Below are 23,615 nucleotides of genomic sequence, written 5' to 3' on the forward strand. Positions count from 1 at the left end.
TTAGAAAATAATCGTAAAAATGTCATTATCTTTTTCCCTAACTTTAGCCCCTCTTTACAATTTTGGCCACATGGTATACTTGTATGTTTAAACTAATGCTAAAGAGGATAAAGGTATGCTGAAGGTTGGGTTCATAGGCTGGCGAGGAATGGTCGGTTCTGTTCTTATGAATAGAATGCAGGAAGAGAGGGATTTTGAAGGTATAGAGAGTTATTTCTTTACCACATCTCAAACAGGGCAAAAAGCTCCCGAATATGGACAAACAGGACCTGATACCTTGATTGATGCTCATAGTATTGAAGCTTTAGCAAAGATGGATGTTTTGGTGGTCTGCCAGGGGGGAAGTTATACGGAAAAAGTTCATCCCCAACTTCGTCAGTCAGGCTGGCAGGGATATTGGATTGATGCGGCATCTACCCTAAGAATGAAGGATAATTCCCTCATTATTTTAGATCCTGTTAATTTAAATGTGATTAAAGAAGGCCTTCAAAAGGGCGTTAAAGACTATATTGGCGGGAATTGCACCGTAAGTTTGATGCTTATGGGCTTGGGGGGATTGTTCCAAAAGGACATGATTGAATGGGTCACTAGTATGACCTATCAAGCGGCCAGTGGTGCAGGAGCCAGGAACATGAAGGAACTTATCAGCCAAATGAAGACCCTTGGCCAGGTGGCAGGTGATCTTCTGGATCCTTCCAGTGCCATTTTGGAACTAGATAAGGTCATTACCCAGACTATGCGCAGTAAGGATTTTCCAATAGAACAATTTGGTGCCCCTTTAGCGGGAAGTGTCCTCCCCTGGATCGACAAGGAAATGGAAAATGGCCAAAGTAAGGAAGAATGGAAAGGGCAGGCAGAAACGAATAAGATTCTGGGACGAAGTCCTATTATCCCTGTAGACGGGATATGTGCCCGTATTGGCTCCATGCGATGCCATTCTCAGGCGATAACCCTGAAGCTAAGGAAGGATTATCCCCTTGATGAGATCGAATCTATTATAGAGGAAGCTAATCCTTGGTCAAAGGTGATTCCTAACACTAAAGAAGATTCTCTTAAATATCTAACACCCACAGCCGTATCAGGAACCCTGGAAGTTCCTGTAGGACGATTACGTAAAATGAATATGGGGCCTGAGTTCCTGTCAACATTCACAGTAGGAGATCAATTATTGTGGGGTGCGGCAGAACCTCTTAAACGTATGTTATCCCTGCTTAAAGGTTAATAACTAGTATTTTGACTGTGCCAATAAAAGCTGTTCCTGTTGATTGGTGCGTAGCTGAAACTGCTTAACAACATTGGTTAGTTCCTCAGCTTGAGACGCCAACTCTTCAGAGGCAGCGGCCGATTCTTCTGCACTGGCTGTATTCCCCTGGGTTACTTGATCTATCTGACTGATACCCTTAGTGATATCCCTAATCTTTTCTGATTGATCTTTACTCATTTCAACAATACGATCCATGAGATCTGACATGAAGAGAGTGTCATCAACAATGGAATCCAGATGTTTGGCTGTGATTTGGGCGGCTTCATCCCCTTGTTTGATTTTTTCTACAGTTTGTCTGACCATCTCAGAGATTTCTTTTACAGACTGGGCACTTCTTTCTGCTAGACGACCAACCTCATCAGCGACAACACCAAAACCTTTTCCATATTTACCGGCACGAGCAGCCTCCACATTGGCATTGAGGGCCAATAGATTGATTTGAAAAGCGATGTCGTCAACGATCTTTACAACGCCATCGATGGCATCAGCAGATTCATTGATTTTGGTCATAACAGCGATTAATCCTGCCATATGTTCCTTCCCATTTACTGCATTATGGGAAGCCCCAGAGGCTTTGGATCGGGCTTGCTCTGCATTTGAGACATTTTCTATTGCATGACTTTCTAATTCATGAACAGATCCATTGATATCCTCTAAGGCACTAGCTTGCTCAGTAGCGCCCTGGCTTAAGTTTTGACTGGCCTGTGCTATCTGATTCGCTCCGGAACTTACTTGAGACGCAACTGTCCGGATGTTTTTCATAAGTTTATTGAGGGAATCACTCATAAAGCTCAAAGATTGCCCCAGAGCATCCCGTTCTGAGGCTAACTCGACATGGGAACGTAAATCTCCTTCTGCTATTTGATCCAGAATTTGGGATTTATACTTTAGTTCCTTGATCATTTGGGTTAAGGAGTTGGCCAGTTGGCCTAACTCGTCTTTTTGAGTGATATGAAGTTCGACATCCAGATCTCCCTCGGCAATAGAATCAGCAAACTCCATGCTTTTAACTGCGGCCTTGATTATGTTCTGGGATGTGATGAAAACCAATGAGACTGTGATACCCAAAGCAAGTAAAGAGATAAAAAGATATAAGGTGGAGGTACCGGCAATATTCTTATATAAACCGGCTAATACTTCCTCAACCCTAGTATCCTGATAGCCTCTAAGCTGATCAACTGTATCGTGAAGTAATGAGAAGCTTTCTTGTACATCTATTAAGAGAGAAGCTATCTTTTGATTCTTGTTCAAAGTGGATTCCAGTAATTGAAAAGACCTAAGGCCTTCGGACTGCCACAAGTCATACTGATCATTAAAGGTTGACATCTCTATGGAATTAGCTAATCCCACCAGACGAAAACCTTCTGTTATCCGTTCTTTGGTTTGAGCGGAGTTGCTCATCCAGACTTTTTCCAACTCCTTCAATTCTTGATCCGTACTTATAGCATCTGTTTGAATTTGGGCTAGATAAGCTTGATAAGCATCCCGATCTCCATTGATGATGAGGTTTGAAGCTTGTCTAAGAAGAGCTGTATCCAATTGATTATCCAGTGTCTCTCCTACCCTGTCTATCACATCCCGCATGGTCAGGAAGGCTTGAGAGGAAGAAGCCATAGCTTTTTCCCGCTCAGTATTGCTTTGGGCCGTTTCTTCTACCAGTGTTAAGACTTCCTTACTAAGGTTATCCCATAAGCTATAGTGTTCAAGGAAATCATTTAGTCCAGTCAGCATATCCGGCGAGAATCTCTGTCCAGGTTCCTGAATACGCTTTAGTGTTTGTTCACTATTTTCCAGATAATCCGCTTTATATTGTGATATTTTATCACGATTTTCATCTTTGATAGCTTCTGTTAAGGCTAAGAGAGCCTGGTATCCATCTCTATCAGAATCAACCATCATGGTTTGATCTTGTTGAATAGAATTGGCTTGTACAACACTACTTTGTATATCCCGGAACCCTAAGACCCCCATCAGAAAAAGCAGAATAATGGCAGCTAAGGGGACACCTCCGAGGATGATAAACTTGGATCTTATTTTCATTTCTTTCTCCTGTGACAAGGGCCTTTGCTATAGATATCTAAGTAAAAGACTAATAGAGGAGATAGGGATTTTCAAAGAAAAGAATATATATATTATGCTTTAATGGCTGAAAGATAGATATCAAACATGGTGTTGATCATAATATCATTACTTTTAATATAACGCTCTTTTACCCAATCCTTCATGAGGGCAATTTTCTGCATGGTTCCTTGCAACATGGTTAATATAGTTAGGGCTACATGTTCTGGCTCCCCTAGAGGGCGTAGGGATCCATCCTCAACACCTTCTTTGAGTATGCGCGCTATATCTGATACCAAACTGTCGATTATTTGATAACACTTGCTGGCCTCTTCTGTGGGAGGAACCTCTTCGTCAATAGAAAAGTCCAGAAAAAGGGTAAAGGTAAATTCATCAAAATGCTTATGATAGAAGTCTACTAATGCCCCTTTGAGAAATTCCATTTTCTCATAGGCTGTTCTGTTATACCCCTCCCAGGATTTCAATATTAGGTTTTTCATAAGCTGATAGGATTGGAGCATAATAACATAGGAGATATCTTCTTTACTGGCAAAGTAATGATAAAGTGTTCGACGACTCAATTCTGCCTGTTCTGCGATGTCCATCATAGTGGTGTTATGAAGGCCCTTAGTACTAAAGAGATATCTTGCGGCATTAATGATCTCTTGTATTCGTCGTTCTTTGTCTCTTTGCTTTCTTTCGGCTATTCCCATCCTACTAGCTATAACCTTGGAAGGAGAGTTCTGTCAAGGCGAAGGGCTAGTTCTCATTCTTCTATACTAGGCCCAACAAGGAGATTGATTTATGATGGAACTCATAAACATTTTAGGAGCTCATATACATGTATCAATATATCAAGAGTGTCTTCCTCATAGGACTTATTTGTTTGAAGGGGCCTTTATTTGCTCTCAATGGAGAGGAAATTGCAAGACAATCCCTTAAAGCAGGACCGCGAATATCTAGTTATGAGGCTCTCCAGATGGAAATCATAAAGCCAGATGCCAGTGTAGAATCTACGACCCTGGAAAAGTGGGTACAAAACTCGAAATCCGGTGCTTCAACTCTGATGATTTTTCATACTCCTATAAGTCTGGCAAACACAAAATTTCTTCAAATACCAAAACCGGGTCTGGATGATCTGTGGCTGTTTCAACCTATCATTGAAAGAGTAAGTGCTCTTGATAAAAGCACTCGGGGAAAATCTTTTATGGGAACAGATTATTCTTACTATGACTGGGAAGACCAGGAATTGAACAGTAAAACTTATGAATTAATGCGCGAGGAAGTTCATCAAGACTGGACTTGCTATGTTGTTAAGGAAATACCTATAGACCAGATCACAAGTCCCTACTCCCTGGTTATGACCTGGTATGATAAAAGGTCCTTTTATCCTGTGTATAGAGAATTCTATGATAAAGAGAATAACCTTTTAAAGACCTTTAGCGTTAATAATCTCGAACAGATATCAGGCTATTGGACGGCTATTGATAGTAATATTGTGAATCACAACACTGGGCATATGACGGTTATATCCCAATTAAAAATCATTTACGATGAAAACTTTGACCCTAGTATGTTCACTAAGGATTACCTGGAGAAAAGTAAATAAACAATGACTCTTGAGAAAGAAATTCTTAAGAGTTATTCGATAAAAATATCTAAAATGACTAGTCAAAACTTTATAAAAGTGTAGTATATACTTCACTATGGCGTAACTTTACACACTATGTGCAATTCATACGCTATATTGAGAAATAGTTCAACTTGCCCTAGTGGTTGAGGGTATGGGGGACTATAATAGAACTAGGTATATATCGCCTCACGTTTAAAGCTGGCCTTCTCCGCCCGGCTGTTGAGTTTGTCATAGTTATCGCTATGTGTGAGGTGATGTTATATAACTCATAGTCTTGTTAAGACCATGAGCCAAAACACGCTTAAGGCTGCCTCTGTCAGGGGCAGCCTTTTTACGTTTATTTAAGATTAGATAACAGTAGACATCCTATCCACCCGGTATTGTCTAATATAAAGATCATGATAATGACCTCCAGCCTTAAGAAGCTCTTTGTGAGTTCCTGCTTCTATAATTTGGCCTTTCTCAACAACCAATATCCGATTGGCTTTTCGAATGGTACTAAGGCGGTGAGCAACAACAAAACTTGTTGTACCTGCCATAAGATTATCCATACCTTCCTGAATATTAGCTTCGGTCAAGGTATCCACGGAACTAGTAGCTTCATCGAGAATGATGATTTTAGGTCTTGCCAGAATCGCTCTTGCCAGGGATATCAACTGTTTTTGTCCTACAGACAGGAGATTCCCCCCTTCACCCACGTCTTCTTCATATCCTTTAGGGAATTGCTGAATAAAATCATGAGCACAAGCGAGACGCGCCGCCTCTTCGATTTCCTCTCGAGTGGCATCAAGTCTTCCATACCTTATGTTGTCTTCTATGGTCCCTGAAAACAGATGAGGTGTTTGCAGAACAATACCTAACTGAGATTGCAAACTAAGCTGTGTATAGTCCTTATAATCCCGTCCATCAATCTTCAATATACCAGAGGTTGGTTCATAGAAGCGCCCTACTAAGTTAACAATGGTGCTTTTGCCTCCCCCTGTTGGCCCTACCAGGGCAATAGTCTCCCCAGGTTTCACCTTGAGGTTGAAGTTCTCAAGGATAGGTTTATCAGGGGAATAATGAAATCCTACGTTATCAAACTCAATACTTCCCTCGATAGGAGGCAAGGAATCATTGGTCAAATCCTTAATAGAAGGTTCTTGTTCAATAAGATCAAAGACCCTCTCTGCACTGGCCAATCCTCTTTGCATTTCACTAAATACCCGGGCGATATCCTGTATGGGATACATCATAAAAGTAATGTATCCGATGAAAGCTTGGAGACTTCCCAAGGACAAGCCCCCCACTTGGATTTCATGTCCTCCTACAAGGAAGACAGCCCCCAGGGCTACAGCTGTCATCAATTGGACAGCAGGCAAGAACATGGCTGATAGCCAAGAAGCTCGATATGCTGCTTTATTCATATCGGAACTTACAGCACTGAAATCTTTTAGGTTTTCATCTTCCCTTACAAGGGATTTGATGATCTTGACCCCTGATATGGTCTCATTATAAGCTCCGGTCATACGACTATTCAAAGAACGAACCTTTCGGAACTCTCTGATAATATGACCTTTAAACTTCATAGCAATCCATACAAGGAAAGGCATAGACGCAAATATAATAAGAGCCAACTTCCAATTAATAAGAAGCATAAAGATCAATGATGTCACTATATGAAGAGACCCCCAAAGGGTATCCAATAAGTGCCATGTTGCTAAATCACTAATTCGTAAAGTATCACTAGTGACCCGGCTCATGATTCTCCCTACTTGATGTTTATCAAAGAAGGAAAAACTCAAATCCTGCAGCTTGTTAAAGGTCTTCTTTCGTAATATGTACTGAAGTCTTTCCCCCAAAAGGCCTGCAGCCCATATAAACATAAAGATACTAATAGATAGTAAAAGCTGTAGTCCACCAAAATAGATCAGACCCATTTTGATGTTATCAACACTACCAGCAACGACACCATGATCAATGGTCCACCTTAAGACCATAGGTCCTAAGGCTTCCAACAAGGCTGTCACACTAATAAAAATTATAAAACTCGATAATAAAAAAGGATATTGTCCAGATTCCTTAAAAATCTTTTTAAGGAGTGTACCCATGGACTGATTCCTTACTGATTCATTCTGTTCGTAATCCATTACTGCATCTCCTTTTGCAGTTCAACTTCGATCTCATTCTGAAGATTATAGACATCCTGGTAAAAACCTTTTTGATCTATAAGTTCTTCATGAGTTCCCTGTTGTATGATCCGTCCTTCCTTCATTACTAATATCAGATCTGCAGTCCTAAGAGATTGCAGTCTGTGAGCAATGATGAAAGAAGTCCGTCCAGCCCTTAAATCCTTAATAGCTCCTCTTATTAGTTCTTCCGTTTCTGCATCTACGGCAGATGTGGAATCATCTAGAATTAGCACAGAAGGATTCTTTAAAATCGTTCTAGCTATAGCTATTCGCTGTTTTTGGCCACCCGAGAGGGTTACCCCACGTTCCCCCACCATGGTATCGTATCCTTCAGGGAAAGCCTCAATATTATGATGAATACAGGCTAATTTTGCTGCTTTAATCACCTCATCACGTGACACATCCCTTGATACACCATAGGCGATATTTTCATGAATGGAAGCACTGAACAAAAAAGGCTCCTGTTCTACCATTCCTATATGACGCCTCAAAAAGTGACGGCTATATTCTTCCAACGGAATACCATCTAAAAGGATTTGTCCTTCATTGTAGTTGTAAAACCTGGGTAATAGATTCACCAAGGAAGTCTTACCCGAACCAGCTTCTCCCATGATAGCCACAGTCATTCCCGGTGCTATATCAAGATCGATATTCTTAAGGACTGGTTCTTCTTCATAGTGAAACCCTACTTTGTTAAAGATGATATGCCCTTTAACAGTTCCCTCTTCACGTCCACTGAACAAATCTTCTGGACGATTGTCCAATATGGATTTGATTCTCTTATAGGATACGGCGGAAGTTGATAACTGCGCTATCTGACGACCGAGATGTTGAAAAGGCCATATGACAAGATCAACGATACCCATATAAGCAATAAAGGTTCCTAAGCTTATCTCCCCCTGATAAGCTAGCCACGCTCCGTAACCTAGACCTAATAAAGTCTGCAAGGAGCATACAATATGACTGAAAGGCCAATAGATGGCATGACTCATATTGAATGTTTTACCAAGAAGATACTGGGTTTCATTTTCTTTATGGAACTTCTGTATCTCATGATCTTTACGGGCAAAGGCTCTAACGACACGAACTCCAGATAGATTTTCCTGAAGAACAGCGCTAACAGCCCCTTCCTGGTCCTGAAATGCCATAAAGGCTTTATGGATTCTTCCAAAGAAGATCCAGGACAAGGCCAGGATAATGGGAACAAATGCAACAGATATCAAACCTAACTTCTTATCCAGTATAAGGATGGCCCCGAAGTTGATAGAGGTCTGTAAGATTACTCTCAGAATCTGAGGTATCTGTTCACCAAAAAATTTACGTACCGAATCAACATCACTCGTTGCTCTTTGGATCAGTTCTCCTGTTTTATTGTTGTCATGATAAGTAAATGACAGCTTTTGGAGATGATCATAGAGAGCATTACGTACAATACGAATGCTGCCTTCGGCACTATAGGCTATAAGTTTACCAGTTCCAAAACTGGAAACTCCCTGAATAACTGCAATTCCGATATACCCAAGGGCATACCCGGCCAATTGATAGAATTGGACTTTGTCCAATGCAGAATCTACAAAGGTTTTAATGAGAAATTGCCCACTAGTTTGGGCTATTATGGCGGCAAGTGAGCACAGCATTGCTGTCAAAAATGCCAACCGGTAACCTTTGAGGATCCTCCACATTCCCGCCAAAGTATTCTCAGGCAGAGAAAATAGATGTACCATGACTTTTAATCCTCAGTATTTAAGTATGTATAGTTCAATCGTGCAATCCATATTAGATTGCTAAAAAACGTGATAATTGAGCACGTAGGTACTCAAAAGACAATTAACACACTGGGCGGAGCCCGAAGTCTGTTAAACCTGATAGGTTGTTAGATGTGCAGTAATCCCATTCTGATAATCATAATTGATAAATCCCCCTTATAACTCTTCACAAAGTTAGCTGAGTAACAGTTTACTGGGGGGTAAACTCAAAACAGCTTGATCTAAGATAAATAGATGTTGTACATATTGTCAATATACTTTTACTTATAATAGTTAAACATAATAAGTAAGACCATAAGAGGAGGTATCTATGGGTAAAGTAGTTATTATTGGAGCCGGAGGCGTGGGAAGAGTTGTTGCTCACAAATGCGCTCAAGTTCCAGAAGTTTTTGAACAGATAGTATTAGCCAGTCGAACAAAATCCAAATGTGATCAGATTGCAGGTGAAATCAATTATCCGATTACCACTGATCAAGTAGATGCAGATAATGTTGATGAACTGGTAGCTCTGATTAAAAAACATAAACCGGATCTTATTATAAACGTTGCCCTCCCCTACCAGGATCTTACCATTATGGATGCCTGTCTTAAAACAGGTGTTAACTATATGGATACAGCCAATTATGAACCTAAAGAGGAAGCTAAATTTGAATATAGCTGGCAATGGGCCTATCAGGAAAAGTTTGAAAAAGCCGGACTGATTGCCCTGTTGGGAAGCGGCTTCGATCCAGGCGTCACCAATGTATACACAGCTTATGGTGCAAAACACTACTTTGACGAAATTCATAGCCTGGATATTGTGGATGTAAATGGAGGGGATCATGGTCAGCCTTTTGCTACTAACTTCAATCCTGAAATAAACATACGTGAAGTAACAGCAGAATGTCGCCACTGGGAAGAAGGAGCTTTTAAAACAACAGAACCTATGAGTGAACATAAGAGTTACACCTGTCCGGAAGGAGTAGGAACTTATGAAATATATAGGATGTACCATGAAGAATTGGAATCCTTAGTTAAACATTTTCCTACGATAAGGAAGGCCCAGTTTTGGATGAGCTTTAGCCAGAATTATCTCAATCACCTTGAAGTACTGCAAAACGTAGGTATGACAAGAATCGATCCTGTCTTGTATCAGGGACAAAAGATCATCCCTCTTCAATTTCTTAAAGCAGTCCTTCCAGAACCAAGTAGTCTCGGACCTAAAACAAAAGGGAATACCTGTATAGGTAATATTATGGAAGGAATCAAAGACGGACAAAAGAAAAAGATTTATATCTATAATATCTGTAGCCACGAGAAAGCTTATGAAGAAGTGAATTCTCAAGCCATTAGCTATACAACAGGTGTACCAGCTATGATAGGGGCCAAGATGTTGTTAGAAGGTAAATGGACCGGTAAAGGTGTGTTCAATATGGAACAAATGAATCCCGATCCCTTTATGGATGACCTAAATAAATATGGATTACCATGGAAGATAGAAGTTTTATAGATTTTCCTCTAAATACAGTTCCTTCTCCCTGTTTTGTCATCGACCAAGCAAGATTAAGACAAAACCTGGAGTTACTAAAGCGAGTCCAAGAGGAATCAGGAGCCAAGATCCTCTTGGCCCAAAAGGGTTTTGCCATGTGGAGTTTATACCCCATGCTAAGGGAATACCTGGCAGGAGTATGTGCTTCAGGCCTTCATGAAGCTCTTCTGGGAAGACAAGAGTTTAATAAAGAGGTTCACACTTATGCCCCTGCTTATAGTGATGAAGACTTTAAGGAGATTTTAGGATTATCCAATCACATTGTGTTTAATACACCAGGACAATACCAGTATTTTAAACCGGTCATAGAGAAAAATGACTTTAGAGGCTCGATAGGACTACGCATTAATCCAGAATATTCTACAGGCGAAGTTCCCATCTATGATCCCTGTGGCCCTCATAGCCGTTTAGGGACAACCTTATCCCAACTTGAGGGTACAGACATAGAAGGCATTGAAGGACTTCACTTTCATACCTTATGTGAACAAAATGTTGATGCCCTTGAGGAAACCCTGAAGGTTGTTGAAGCAAACTTCGGTTCTTACTTAAAAGAAATGAAGTGGGTTAATTTTGGTGGAGGTCATCATATTACCAGAGCAGATTACAAAGTGGATAAACTCATACAACTCATTAAGGATTTCCGTAATCGTTATGGGGTAGATATTTACCTTGAGCCTGGAGAAGCGGTAGCCCTTAACACGGGAATACTTGTGACTTCTGTTCTGGATGTGATGAATAATGGAATGGACATTGCCATACTGGACACTAGCGCCACGACTCATATGCCGGATGTTCTGGAGATGCCCTACAGACCAGATATATGGGATAGTGGTGAGCCAGGGCAGAAAAGCTATACCTACCGTTTAGGAGGACAGAGTTGCCTGGCTGGAGACGTTATAGGAGATTACAGTTTTGATCAGCCCCTTAGGAGAGGGGATCGAATCGTGTTTACCGATATGGGCCACTATTCAATGGTTAAAACAACCACTTTCAATGGTGTAAAACTCCCCTCCATAGGTGTGTACAAACCTGAGAATAAAGAATTCACCCTCATTAAAAAGTTTGGGTACCAAGATTTTAAAGGAAGACTAAGTTAATGTTTAACAAATATCCCCATTTCCTAAGTTCAGAAATAAAAAATACGCCCGCTGAAGAAGCCCTCTTCCATGTTATCCCTGTCCCCTTTGAAAAATCCGTAAGCTACGGTGGGGGAACCAAAAGAGGTCCCAGTGAAATTTTAAAAGCCAGTAGTCAACTGGAAGTGTGGGATGGACAATCTCAACCTTGTGAAAAAGGAATTCATACCTATTCTCCTGTTAATGTTAAAACTCCAGAATCCATGATTGAAGAGACAAAGGAACATGTATTAGCTGTTCTTAACCAAAAACATATACCCGTCCTTCTGGGAGGAGAACATACTGTTAGTGTAGGAGCTTTTGAAGCTCTATCCCAATGGGATGAACCTGTAGGTATCGTCCAGATTGATGCTCATGCAGATCTACGTGATCAATATGAGGGAAGTCCCCTATCCCATGCTTGTGTTATGAAAAGGGCCTATGATCTTAAACTTCCCTTCTATCAGGTAGGGGTTCGAGCCCTTAGTCCAGAGGAAGTCACTCTACGACAGGAAGCTAAACTATCCTTCATTGATGGGAGAGAATGCTGGGAACAGAGTATCACAAAGATCATACTCCCCAGTGAGTTTCCTAAGAAAGTATATCTTACCTTAGACATTGATGGATTAGATCCCAGCTTATTTTCCGAAACAGGAACACCCGTTCCAGGAGGATTGGGATGGTATCAAACCTTAAGCATTATTGAGTCGGTAGCCAGTCAACGCAAGCTTATAGGATTTGATTTAGTAGAATTAGCTCCAGCGAAAGGTCAATATGCCCAGAGCTATGCCGCCAGTGAGCTAGTATATAAAATCATGGGAATTATAGAACGTCATATATAAAGTATGATTAGCTCTCCTCACCAAAGGGCAACTCACCCTTGGCAAGGGGAGCTAAACTAGCGGCTTCAGGGATCTTTTTACTACCTTTAACACCGAGACTTTGAAGGTCTTCGATCTGCCGCATGATGTTTCCCCGGCCTGTTGATAGCTTACCTAAAGCTCCATCATAAGCTTGCTGAGCTTGTCCCAACCGTTGGCCTATCTGTTGTAAATCACCTACAAAGTTAGCAAATTTATCATAGAGTTTACCTGCTCTATCTACGATTTGCATAACATTCTGATTTTGACGTTCCTGACGCCATAGATTCTCAACAGTTCGTAAGGTGGCCAATAGAGTAGCAGGACCAACGAGTACTATGTTTTTATCGAGAGCTTCAGAGAAGAGTTGACCATCTCCCTGCAGGGAAGCAGCTAAAGCCCCTTCCACAGGAACAAAGAGAAATACAAAATCCATAGAACGGATAGCCTTCAAATCCTGATAGGCTTTTTGTGACAACCCTTTTATATGATTCCTTACAGAGAGTAGATGTTCCTGTAAAGCTTGGCTTCTCTCTGTATCCTCTTCACTACTGCAAAAGCGTTCATAAGCAACGAGGGATACCTTAGAATCAATGATTATATCCCTATTGTTAGGCAAATGAACAATGACATCCGGTTGATAACGATTGCCTTCTTCTGAGCGGGCACTAACCTGAACCTCATATTCTCGTCCCTTTTCCAGACCGGACTTTTCTAAAACGGTTTCCAATATCATTTCACCCCAGGTACCTTGGGTCTTTGTTTGTCCCTTTAAAGCTCTTGTTAGATTTATGGCTTCTTCTGACATTTGCTTATTCAACTCTTGGAGATTTTTTATTTGATGTGCTAGCCCCGCCCTTTCTTTGATATTCTCAGAATGGGTCTCTTCTACTCTCTTCCTGAATTGACTGAGCTGATCCTTAAAAGGAGCCAGTACTTGATCAAGGTTTTCTTTACTTTGCACACGGAAGCTTCGGCTTTTTTCATCAAAAATATCTCCGGCTAACACTTTGAACTGTTGTGTTAATTGCTGCTTGGCATCTTCCAGGAGTTTAAGCTTTTCATGGGAATGTTTCTGTTCTTCTTCCCATCTAGTCTTTATAACACTGAGGGAGGAGCTTAGATCTTGAACTTGACGCTGAAGGTTGTCTTTCTCTCTTTGAAGGGAGGTCTTCTCTTCTTTCAAGGCCATTTTGTTCTGTTCCTCAGTACGTAAACGCTCTTCCAAAGAAGACAGGCTGCTAGTGAGAACCGCTTTGTTTCGTTCCTTCTGAAGTTTGCCTATAATAAGAATGAGTACAGTAAAGAGTACCAAGGCACTCAAAAAACCTAAAGCAAAAGATACAATATCCATGAAACCTCCCTATCGATTCGAATCATAAAGGAAAATTCATACTTCCGCTAGGTAAAGAAATTACCCCCAGGAGGATAGATGAGAGGACTATGACTATCAGGTTTTAATGAGAGAAGGGGCCTTTTCCAATTGATGATAAAATAATTTATATTCCTGTGCAGTGAGATATTTACATCCTGGCAAGCGGTTTCTACGACCGTATATACCGTGATAATCCGTACCTCCTGTGATAGTGAGATGATATTTCCGGGCTAAAGCTAAAGCAAGGGCCCTATCCTGACAACTATGTTTAGGATGATAAGCTTCGATGCCCTGTAGTCCTGATGAGACTAATTCAGGTATTAATTCAAATAGATTATTTTTACCCGGATGAGACAAAACGGGAATACCCCCATTATCTTTTATGAGCTCTATAACTTTATGATATTCCCATAAAGGTGTTGGGAAATAAGCCAAACCGGTTCTTCGCTGTTCTTTTCCCGAATTAAATAATTCTTCATACAAAGGACCAAACAAGGTCATGGTATAACCTTCCTGACGTAAGGCCTCCATAATGTGAGTAGGTGTTATGACCCTATCAGGTTCTGCTAATTCCTGAACCGCTTCCCATGTAATGCGGTACCCATTTCTTCGCACTCGCCTCACTGCTTCATAAGCATTATTTTGTCGGATTTCCCGTAAGGGGTATAGGGCTGATTCCACTTCAGGGATATAGTTCTCTTTAAAATACCCCAGGATTGACATTTGACGACCTGATCCTGAATCAATACAATTGATCTCAATACCAGGAATAACAGAAACACCGTAAAATAGACTTTCTTCCTGAAAGGAATGAATCCCTTTCATAGTATCATGGTCAGTAACAGCTACTGAATGAATACCTACTTGTTTTAAACTTGTTAGAATTTCAGTGGTAGTCATGAGGTTGTCAGAACTACTAGTATGAATATGAAGATCATACATAAAGGCAACTCCTCTATTAAGGGATGTCTTAAATATGATCTTATATTTTTTGGTAAAGATGATAATTTTATTAAAATCCTGCTAGAACTTAATTACCCTGAACCCTTTCTCCTAAGGAGGCACCCCATATAGCTAAGAAGAAAGCTATAACACTAGTAAAAATCAAACCGATCAAACGACCAGGAAAAAGTCGTTGGGAATCAAAGATAATACTTAACACTGTTGCGAGAACCACACCAATTGCCGGTTCTACAATGGTAATTCCAGGAGAAATATAACCTGTGATGAATCCTCCTACAAAATAGGTAATAGGTTTTAAGAATAGGAAAAGTAAAAAACCCATTCCCAGTGTCGCTAAGCCAAATACAGTAAAGGCAAAACCTAACAGAACCTGAGTAACAACCATTATAATAAGGCTTATACCTACCCAAGACCATCTTATCTCGTTCATTATTTTACTCCTTCAAGTAGAATAGTATGAAATAAAGATATTAATAGAAGAAGAAATAGGAAAGGTCTACATCTAAAACCCAATAGTACCTAACTGAATAACCCGGTCCATAATGAATAAGTTCTTAATACTTGGCCGATCTGATTCAAATATTACAGAATAATCCAATAAAGCATTTCGAATAGCATAGGAGAGAGTGTTTATACTGGGATTATATTTAATGGTAGTTAAGGTTTCAAACTGACCTTTGGATATAACCGAGAGGTAAATAAACATGGGCATTTCTTTCTGAGTATAATGGACACCTGGCTGAAGAAGGGAGTAAATATGAAGATCAAAATACACACCATCAGATGGTAATTCATCAATCCCTACTTCTGTAAAGATATTTTCATCTGATATAGGATCTGTAAAACCCAAAAGACAAAGACGGATATCATGGATAAAATCCTCTTCTATCCTTTGAAGATTAGCTTCGTCACCAGAAGCTTGGGCTATGACACTACTATCACGGTATCTGGTCATGGACAAGCGAAGTATGGAAGACATCTTCCTTCCTTGTGTCCTTTTATCAGCATAAGCTGTTATGACCTCAGAAGTAGAACTTTGAGAGAACAATGAGGTTGATGTTATTAATAGCAATGCCAACAGAGCCCATGACTTTTTATATATCATTAGTTTGCTCCTAAGTGATTTCTTTCTCATTGTAGTACTTATCGGACAGAACTTCAAAAAAAAGGCCTACTTTTCCTTTTTAGAAGTATTCAGACACAAAATAAGGATCATGTTTGACATCAAAAAGGGAAGATACATCATTGGGCATATCTTTTGTATCAGAGAGATAAGGAATATGAGAAGAGGTAATGGAACCAAAGAGCAAGGAGGAGAACCTTGATAAAGTCATCTCATAAGCCTTTAATTCTTCTGGCTTAAAATCCAATGTTCCCTTTGAAATAATATAAGTACCTGTATTTTGCTTTAAAACAGGATCCTGTAAGGAAAAAGAAAGGTTTCCCTTGAACTGATAATATTGTATATAACTTTCCAAGATATCCCTGACGTCTAATGGCCTGGCCATCCAGGAACCAAATTGTTTCCAATCAGCCCGAGGTTCCTTTAATTCATGTATAATAGGAGAATAACCGGAATCTATCCATTCAATGCTCTCACATTGATCTCTATGACGACCTAAAAAATCGACTAAACCACTCCATCCGTCCTGTCCAGTCCAACTTGCTTTGTGTAATTTAAGACTCGATCCACCTTTAGCCCCCCTGTCCAATAGAGCAAATTGAAGATACGCGCAAGGTTCTCTCCTGGAGTTATAAATGAGATAGGCATAATGATTACTCTCTTTAAGCTGTCTTTCATAACTATCTTTTGATAAGTCATCCCAATGGGCTGCAAAGTTATAGAAGGTAGACCATCGTCTGATAACTGTTTTGATGTCTTCCCATTCTTGCTTAGTATTGTGATAGTATCCACTGCTTCCTTTAAAGTCTTGTCGCACTAAAGACGAAGGACTAAAGATAATTTGCCGAAGACCACCCAGATAGCCATAACCGAATTTTTCATAGAACCCATATTTGAAGGGATACAAGGCACTAAGTTGATCCCCATTTTGTACTGCTTCTTTTAAGAGATGGGTCATGATCTGACGAATCCCTCCCTGCTGTCTGACTTCAGGCAAGGAGATCACACCCGATATTCCACAAAGCTTTTTTTCAACGCCGTACAAATGGACATTATATCGTCTGTTAATAACTGCAGAAGTAAGTGTTTCCCCATCAAATAATCCAAAGCCAATATCTTTATCCTTTGGTAAGGGATAACAGGTATCTGTCCAGCCTGTAGTATCAACGAAACAGTACTTGGCCATTCTTTTATATTGTTCAATGGCTGATTCTGAAGTAATTGCATTAATAGACATAATGATCTCCACTAAAATGAATTGTCACATATTCTAACATCAATCGTCAGATACTGGGCATATTTTTCATATTGAGGTCAAAAGGGAAAACATTTCCCATTCTTTTTCATACCCCATTCCTGAAATTTGTATTTATATTCTTATATAATATATACTTAATAAAAATATTAAGAACTGGCATGGCCTTTGCATAAGATAGTTATGAAGCGAAAACTTCAAAGTTAACTCGTAGGAGAGAAAAATGAAGAAATTAATTTTAACAGTAGTAGCTATTACCATTATGTCTGTAGGGGCGTTTGCAAATGGAAATCAGGAAACACAAGGACCAAATCTTGATAGAAGTGAATTATGGGAGCAAAGGGTAAAGGCTTTCGACAATGCACAATCAGTCACTATGGAAGGAACTCTTGCTTTTGACCGTACAAGGGTTTTACTCAAATCGGATGGAAAAACTTATGGATTAAATATTCCCGGGGCCCGACAATACATAGGGGATATGGACTTGAGAGAAGGAACAAACTTAACGGTCACTGGGACTCTAGTGGATATTAATGGGAATTATGATGGTGATATTTTCACGCAAACTGTAGAACTAGAGGGAAAAGTATATGTTCTTAATAACGGAAATAAGGGATTCGGGAGAGGTCGAAGAAGTAACTATGGTGGACCTATGAGCCAAGGGTATGGAATGGGAATCGGCGGTCCTTGTTATCAATAGCACTGTTTTTAGTGTGTTTTGTTAAAAATTAATAATAGGTATTCCTTATTTTATTTGTAACCTTTAGAGTGTTAACATTGTTAACACTCTAAATTATCACTTGCAGTGGTAACAAATATTTATAAGGTTAAATACAAGGAGCAAAGAATGAAGAGAACCCTTTTTTTCCTATTTTTAGTAGCCATTATAGGAATACCAACTTTTGCAAATAATTCTGATACTATTCAGGTTGTTATGTCATCCATCACAAAGACCAATAAAAAAGCTATGAATACTATCAAGACAGAATTCAGAAGAAATAAATACCCCTATAAGGTGGAATTTTCCAGAGGTGTGGAGAGTGCTGATCCTTCAAAATATGCAGCGGTTGTTCTATTAAGTACAGATAGTCCAGACGGGGTAGAACCAAGTATGAGAGACTTTTTGAATAAACAATCAGATAAGTCCCCCTACATCTTAATTGCACTGGAAAAGGGGACAGGAAGGATTTTTTTAGATAAACAACCTGCCGTTGCCCAACAATTGGGAGTAGACGCTTTATCAGCGGCAACAACCTATGGTCCTAGAAAAGCTGTAGAGATGCAACACAGTTGGATAGCAGAGGTTGTCAATATCGTCAAGGGGCGGTCATGACCATATTATTAGCAGGCCTATATGGTCTGCTGCCCTTAGTGCAATATCTTTTTTTATTGTTCTCTACACCCTTTTGGGAAGCAATAGATGCCATAAACTACTTTATGAGTGTCTTTGCTTTTTATTGGATCTTAGGAAATGTATTATTAGGAGCAAAACTACCCTTCCTTCAAAAATTACTCCCCTATGATAAGGCTATACAATGGCATATTCTGGCATCCATAGGAATTTTGTTTTATATTCCTTTTCATGGAGCCATAAAGATCTTTTCCGGTTATTGGATTACAGCAAGTAGCTGGATTCTCTTAGGTCTATTCTTAGGTGGGGGAATATTATCAATGGTCTGGGTAAGAACAAAGCTCTTTGGATTTATCCAGGATATCGCCCATAAATGGAATATTAAAGCGCTTAAGTCTTATGATATTCTAAAGCTAGCTCATTATTTATTCTTCATAAGTCTGGCATCAGTCATGCTCATCCATGTGAGAGAAGCAGGGGTTATTGACTTTGTTCATCCCGTATCACGGGTATTATGGTATGGACCTTATGCTTTGGTGATGGGATTATGGGTTTATTCTAAAGTTCGATGGCTCTTTCTCCCTAAGGTTAAGATTGTGTCCATTGAGAAGAAGAAGTCACTCTATCATATTAAAATGGAAAAACCAAAATCCTTTCGCTATAAAGCAGGTCAGTTTGGTTTTTATCAAATTCTGAAGAAAGGGTTTCCACGAGAAGTCCATCCCTTCTCCTTTTTAAGTGAACCCCAGTCAGACCATCTGGAAATAGGGGTCAAAGAGTTAGGTGATTTTACTTCTAAAATAAGCAAACTTGTTCCTGGTGATATCATTAGGATTAATGGAAGTTATGGTGCTTTCTTCCCTAAGAAAAATCAAAATATTTGCTATATTGGTTCAGGTATAGGGATTGTTCCGGTGGTGAGTCTCCTCCAGAACGAATTGGCAAAAGATATTCCTGTTCCTTCTCTGGCTTTTTTATCTGTTCAAAGTCAAGAGGAATTACTCTATTCTGAGGAAATCGATGAATTAGAAAGAAAGAGTGAAGAGACTAGAATCTACAAGTTGATATATGAACGGGATAAGTCCTATTTTACCAAAGAATATTTTGAACAACACATAGACAGCCCCTCACACTATCATTACTATCTATGCTCTTCACCCTTAGTTAGAAAAATAGTTATCAAAATTCTTAATCAAATGGGCGTTAAGAATAGTCATATTCATTTTGAGAACTTTGCCTTTTAAGGGGAAAATATTTCCCCTTTTTCTCCCTTTGGTTTCTTTTTTCCCATCTTTTATCATAAAATCCCCCTTAATCCCCTCTTTTCTTGGCATGGCATATGCATAGTAAATAGTACATAAACCTAGGGGAGGCTGTTATGAAAAATAAACTATTAATATTAGCGGCATTGATGAGTATGTCTATGATGGTTTTTGCGGAAGTAGGATCGCAAACAGATTATACTATTAGTGAAGAAGAAAGTTCTGATCTGACTCTACTAAGAGAGGAAGAAAAGTTAGCCAGAGATGTTTATTCCTTTCTTTATGACAAATGGGGTATGAGAATTTTCCATAACATATCCCAAAGTGAACAAAATCACATGGAACAGATTGGTCAACTTTTAATCCGTTATGATATTAGCGATCCAATTGTTGAAGATATACCCGGTATTTTCCAGGACGAATCACTCCAATCCCTTTATGATGAGCTTACACAGAAAGGCTCAGAATCACTGGGAGCCGCTCTCTATATTGGAGCCTCCATTGAAGACTTAGATATTTCGGATCTGCAACTGGCCTTAAAGAGGACTCAAAAAGAAGATATTTCTTTTGTTTACGATAATTTAACTAAAGGATCCCGAAATCACATGAGATCCTTTTATAAACTTCTGGAAAGGGAACAATTAACCTATAATCCTCAATATATTAGTAATGAGGATTATAGAAACATTATAACTACACCAAAAGAACGCGGTAGGGGTTGATTTTATGAAGAAACACATCAATGCAACACAAATCATTTTAATAGTCACAGCAGGTATATTGGGTGTGTTTCTTATTGTCTTTTTTAGTTTTAGTTTATCTGTAGGTTTGAAGCTCAATATTGTTCACAGGAATATAGAGATAAATAGTTTGGTTAATCAAATATGGGAAGCTTATTCTTTGGATCTTGAAATGCCTGATCTTAATGAGGTGCTTACCGGTTACGGTATCTATAAGAATAGTGATGCTATTATTACGGAAGGGTCCGCTCCTGATAATATATATTCTGCATACAAAGGGATACAAAGATTATCAGGTGATGGTTTATACAGATACATACGAGAAGTTGGACGTGGACCGAATCTCAGCGATAACCCACCAGCTCCGGGCCCTATGATGGATCGCAGAAATATGATGATGTCTGGGCCCAGACATAGCAGACAAGAGTCAACTTATATATTAGTGGATCTGGATATGGCTAAATTTGACAGACAGGGCTTTATTCGTAACAGTATCATGGGCCTTTTTCTCATAGTTATGACCATATTAGTCGTCATGGTTATTCTTATGGCCAGGAGGATACTCGCTCTTCAAAGAGAAACACAGAACCAAAAGAGTTTGGCCCAATTAGGAGAAGCGGCACGTACATTAACCCATGAATTAAAAAATCCTTTAGGGACTCTAAAGATGCAACAGGCTCTGCTACGTAAGAAACTTTCCTCTGAGGATCAAGAACAATTGGTCATCATTGGAGAAGAAATAGACCGGATGAATAATCTTATTAATAGGGTAAGCCACTTTCTTAAGAACCCTATTGGGAAGCCTGAACCTATTCAAATAGAAGATTTCCTGGAACAAATTGTTCATAAAAGGGATCACAAAATAAAGACACATTACCACTGGAATCGTGATGTAAGTGTATTATTTGATAGGGATTATCTTAGATCAGTGTTTGAAAATCTGATTAAAAATGCTCTGGAAAGTGATCCCGATGGTTCTGTGGTTGAGATAATAGGAGAAACACAAAAAGACTGGATTCTCATTCATTTGCTAGATGAAGGGACAGGAATTGAAGAGAAAAACAGGGAACACCTTTTTGATCCCTTTTTTACAACAAAGATTCAAGGCTCTGGAGTCGGCTTAGCTATTACAAAACATTTTGTTGAGGCTCAAGGAGGAGAAATTTCGATTAAAAATAGACCTACAAAAGGTGCAGAAGCTATACTCAAATTGAGGAGATATAAATATTGAAAAGAGTACTAGTCGTTGAAGACGAAGACAATCTACGTAAATCTTTGGCTCAGTATCTAGAATCAGAAGGATTTGAAATAATCCAGTCATCTAATGGGTTATCCGGACAGAAAAAACTCACAGAAGAGGTTTTTGATGCTATGGTTCTTGATCTAAAAATGCCTGGGATGAACGGATTAGCGTTGCTCAATTGGGTACAGGAACAAGGTCCAGATGTACCAGCTATTATGATGAGTGCCTTTGGGGAAGTGGAAGATGCAGTTGCTGCTATGAAAGCTGGAGCTGTGGACTACATTGTCAAACCCTTTGATCCTGAAGAATTAGTGATACGACTCAACAAAACCATCAAGGAGTATAAGTTACTTAAACAAGTAAAACGAGGAGAAGAGGGTTCACCTCAATTCGTATTTTCTGAATCTGGGCCCCTCAAAGAGTTATGGCGTTTAATGCAAAAGGCCGCTCCTACAGAATCCAATATTCTAATTACAGGGGAAAGCGGTACTGGTAAAGAAGTCATCGCTCGACAAGTTCATATATTATCAAAAAGAAAAGAAGGGCCATTCTGGCCTATTAATATTGGGGGAGTACCAGAGTCTCTCTTGGAATCGGAGTTGTTTGGTTATGAAAAGGGAGCTTTCACAGGAGCCGACAAAAAAAAACAAGGTCTATTCGAACTAGCAGAAGGAGGAACTCTATTTCTTGATGAAATCGGAGATATGCCACATCATCTACAAGTCAAATTATTGCGGGTTATCCAAGAACGTAAGATCCAGAGATTAGGAAGCACAGGACATGTTCCGATAAATGTAAGGATCATTGCAGCAACAAACAAAAATCTGGAAGATAAGGTGGAAAAAGGATCCTTTAGGGAAGACCTTTTTTATAGACTCAATGTCATACGACTGGAATTACCTCCCCTTAGAAAAAGAATTGAAGATATTCCCCTTTTAATTGGACATTTTCTGGAGGCTAATCAGAAGAGAATGGGCCTATCCCAGTTGGACATTCAAACAGAAGCTATCAATGTGCTTCAGACCTATAGCTTTCCAGGGAATATTAGAGAGTTGGAAAATATCATTGAAAGAGCCACTATACTATGTGACCATAATATTATCACAGCAAAAGATTTATCGATTTCAGAAGGAATACAAGACAACTCTGAGTCCACCATCAAACAAGGAACTCTCAAAGACCTTGAGAAGGAAGCTATTATTCAATCCTTACATCGTAATGATGGGAAGCGGAGTAAAGCCGCTGAAGAATTGGGTATTACAAGACGAACTCTCCTCAATAAAATAAAGGAATATGAACTCAATCTATGAAATTACCGTTAAAAAAAGACATCAGGCTACAGAGTAAACAATACCTGGAAACATGCTCAGAGAAGGATATCGCCCAATTTAGTGAATACATGAGCCAGACCCTCTATACAACATCTTATTGGAAACAGAGCCAACACATACTACTCTATTTAAGCTTTGGTAAAGAAATACAAACAGAGCAAATAAGAAAAAGGGCTTGGAAGGAAAACAAAACGGTCTGGGTTCCTGTGATGAACAACAAAAAAATAGACTTTTATCTTATTAATCCCCATTCTAAGCTTGTGACCAATAATTATGGTATTAGGGAACCATTTGAACAATCAATAAAGTATGAAGGTGAAGAGTCAAGCCTAATGCTTGTTCCCGGTTTAGCTTTTAGTATGAAAGGAGAACGTCTTGGCTATGGAGGAGGATATTATGATAAGTATTTTGCAGAACATTCTTATCCATTCACCAAGATCGCATTGGTTATTGATAAACTACTCTGTGATACCCTTCCCTGTGAAGAACATGACCATAAGGTTGATTTAATCATTACAGAACGTCAAATAGTAACTTGTCCCTTGGGATAAGTCTGTGTAATTTAATAGAGGAGGAG

General features: G+C 39.4%; 21 protein-coding genes. 12 read left to right on the forward strand and 9 right to left on the reverse strand.

The genetic code is table 11. The features are described 5' to 3' along the window. Nucleotides 1-115: 115 nt before the first annotated feature. Nucleotides 116-1,222 carry an aspartate-semialdehyde dehydrogenase gene (asd, locus tag K345_RS0113660; RefSeq protein ID WP_028974644.1) on the forward strand — a complete coding sequence of 369 codons (1,107 nt, stop codon included), beginning with the start codon at nt 116-118 and terminating at the stop codon, nt 1,220-1,222. 3 nt (nt 1,223-1,225) lie between these two features. Here the strand turns inward: asd and K345_RS22450 are convergent, their stop codons facing one another. Next, nucleotides 1,226-3,304 (reverse strand): HAMP domain-containing methyl-accepting chemotaxis protein, encoded by a 2,079-nt coding sequence (locus tag K345_RS22450; RefSeq protein WP_053228312.1) that lies wholly within the window; start codon nt 3,302-3,304, stop codon nt 1,226-1,228. Nucleotides 3,305-3,396: 92 nt separating this feature from the next. Beyond that, entirely contained in the window at nt 3,397-4,035 is a 639-nt protein-coding gene (locus tag K345_RS0113675) for a TetR/AcrR family transcriptional regulator (protein WP_028974645.1), read from the reverse strand. A gap of 128 nt (nt 4,036-4,163) precedes the next feature. Here K345_RS0113675 and K345_RS0113680 point away from each other — a divergent pair, with 128 nt between their 5' ends. After that, nucleotides 4,164-4,931, forward strand: coding sequence for an outer membrane lipoprotein-sorting protein (locus K345_RS0113680; protein ID WP_028974646.1), 768 nt, complete (start codon nt 4,164-4,166; stop codon nt 4,929-4,931). A 371-nt stretch (nt 4,932-5,302) separates the two neighbouring features. Here K345_RS0113680 and K345_RS0113685 read toward each other — a convergent pair whose 3' ends face one another. Beyond that, nucleotides 5,303-7,084, reverse strand: a complete 1,782-nt coding sequence (locus tag K345_RS0113685; protein WP_028974647.1) for an ABC transporter ATP-binding protein — start codon at nt 7,082-7,084, stop codon at nt 5,303-5,305. After that, nucleotides 7,084-8,850, reverse strand: a complete 1,767-nt coding sequence (locus K345_RS0113690) for an ABC transporter ATP-binding protein (RefSeq protein WP_028974648.1) — start codon at nt 8,848-8,850, stop codon at nt 7,084-7,086. The genes K345_RS0113685 and K345_RS0113690 overlap by 1 nt, the downstream gene beginning before the upstream one ends. Nucleotides 8,851-9,202: 352 nt before the next feature. On the opposite strand from K345_RS0113690, the gene K345_RS0113695 reads away from it, so the two are divergent. The 3 genes from K345_RS0113695 to speB are packed head-to-tail and all read left to right on the forward strand — an operon-like array spanning nt 9,203 to nt 12,377. Beyond that, nucleotides 9,203-10,381, forward strand: coding sequence for a saccharopine dehydrogenase family protein (locus K345_RS0113695; RefSeq protein WP_028974649.1), 1,179 nt, complete (start codon nt 9,203-9,205; stop codon nt 10,379-10,381). Continuing rightward, entirely contained in the window at nt 10,360-11,517 is a 1,158-nt protein-coding gene (nspC, locus tag K345_RS0113700; protein WP_053228313.1) for a carboxynorspermidine decarboxylase, read from the forward strand. The genes K345_RS0113695 and nspC overlap by 22 nt, the downstream gene beginning before the upstream one ends. Next, nucleotides 11,517-12,377, forward strand: a complete 861-nt coding sequence (gene speB / locus K345_RS0113705; RefSeq protein WP_028974651.1) for an agmatinase — start codon at nt 11,517-11,519, stop codon at nt 12,375-12,377. The genes nspC and speB overlap by 1 nt, the downstream gene beginning before the upstream one ends. Before the next feature lie 7 nt (nt 12,378-12,384). Here the strand turns inward: speB and K345_RS21125 are convergent, their stop codons facing one another. From K345_RS21125 to K345_RS0113730, 5 genes are all read right to left on the reverse strand, one after another. Further along, a complete protein-coding gene (locus tag K345_RS21125) occupies nt 12,385-13,749 on the reverse strand; it encodes a DNA recombination protein RmuC (RefSeq protein ID WP_037572465.1) in 1,365 nt (454 codons plus the stop codon). Nucleotides 13,750-13,845: 96 nt separating this feature from the next. After that, nucleotides 13,846-14,712: a PHP domain-containing protein gene (locus K345_RS21130; protein ID WP_053228314.1), complete on the reverse strand. Its 867-nt coding sequence runs from the start codon at nt 14,710-14,712 to the stop codon at nt 13,846-13,848. An 88-nt stretch (nt 14,713-14,800) separates the two neighbouring features. Continuing rightward, nucleotides 14,801-15,163, reverse strand: a complete 363-nt coding sequence (locus tag K345_RS0113720; RefSeq protein WP_028974652.1) for a hypothetical protein — start codon at nt 15,161-15,163, stop codon at nt 14,801-14,803. A 72-nt stretch (nt 15,164-15,235) separates the two neighbouring features. Continuing rightward, the gene (locus K345_RS0113725; protein ID WP_028974653.1) at nt 15,236-15,838 is read right to left on the reverse strand and encodes a hypothetical protein; all 603 of its coding nucleotides are present in this window, start codon (nt 15,836-15,838) and stop codon (nt 15,236-15,238) included. A 79-nt stretch (nt 15,839-15,917) separates the two neighbouring features. Further along, nucleotides 15,918-17,093: a GNAT family N-acetyltransferase gene (locus K345_RS0113730; protein WP_028974654.1), complete on the reverse strand. Its 1,176-nt coding sequence runs from the start codon at nt 17,091-17,093 to the stop codon at nt 15,918-15,920. A gap of 241 nt (nt 17,094-17,334) precedes the next feature. Here K345_RS0113730 and K345_RS0113735 point away from each other — a divergent pair, with 241 nt between their 5' ends. The 7 genes from K345_RS0113735 (at nt 17,335) to K345_RS0113765 (ending at nt 23,589) form a co-directional block, all read left to right on the forward strand. Continuing rightward, nucleotides 17,335-17,811 carry a hypothetical protein gene (locus K345_RS0113735; protein ID WP_028974655.1) on the forward strand — a complete coding sequence of 159 codons (477 nt, stop codon included), beginning with the start codon at nt 17,335-17,337 and terminating at the stop codon, nt 17,809-17,811. A gap of 147 nt (nt 17,812-17,958) precedes the next feature. Further along, a complete protein-coding gene (locus K345_RS0113740; RefSeq protein WP_028974656.1) occupies nt 17,959-18,444 on the forward strand; it encodes a hypothetical protein in 486 nt (161 codons plus the stop codon). Next, nucleotides 18,441-19,706: a ferric reductase-like transmembrane domain-containing protein gene (locus K345_RS0113745; RefSeq protein ID WP_028974657.1), complete on the forward strand. Its 1,266-nt coding sequence runs from the start codon at nt 18,441-18,443 to the stop codon at nt 19,704-19,706. The genes K345_RS0113740 and K345_RS0113745 overlap by 4 nt, the downstream gene beginning before the upstream one ends. A gap of 134 nt (nt 19,707-19,840) precedes the next feature. Beyond that, complete coding sequence (locus K345_RS0113750; RefSeq protein WP_028974658.1) at nt 19,841-20,446, forward strand: DUF2202 domain-containing protein; 606 nt, start codon at nt 19,841-19,843, stop codon at nt 20,444-20,446. Between the two features lie 4 nt (nt 20,447-20,450). Further along, a complete protein-coding gene (locus K345_RS22455; RefSeq protein WP_053228315.1) occupies nt 20,451-21,695 on the forward strand; it encodes a sensor histidine kinase in 1,245 nt (414 codons plus the stop codon). Further along, nucleotides 21,692-23,017 carry a sigma-54-dependent transcriptional regulator gene (locus tag K345_RS0113760; protein WP_028974659.1) on the forward strand — a complete coding sequence of 442 codons (1,326 nt, stop codon included), beginning with the start codon at nt 21,692-21,694 and terminating at the stop codon, nt 23,015-23,017. Before K345_RS22455 ends, K345_RS0113760 begins: the two co-directional genes overlap by 4 nt. Beyond that, nucleotides 23,014-23,589: a 5-formyltetrahydrofolate cyclo-ligase gene (locus K345_RS0113765; protein ID WP_028974660.1), complete on the forward strand. Its 576-nt coding sequence runs from the start codon at nt 23,014-23,016 to the stop codon at nt 23,587-23,589. Before K345_RS0113760 ends, K345_RS0113765 begins: the two co-directional genes overlap by 4 nt. Nucleotides 23,590-23,615 lie beyond the last annotated feature (26 nt).

It is taken from the genome of Spirochaeta cellobiosiphila DSM 17781 (assembly GCF_000426705.1).
Taxonomy (GTDB): Bacteria; Spirochaetota; Spirochaetia; order DSM-17781; family DSM-17781; genus Spirochaeta_E; species Spirochaeta_E cellobiosiphila.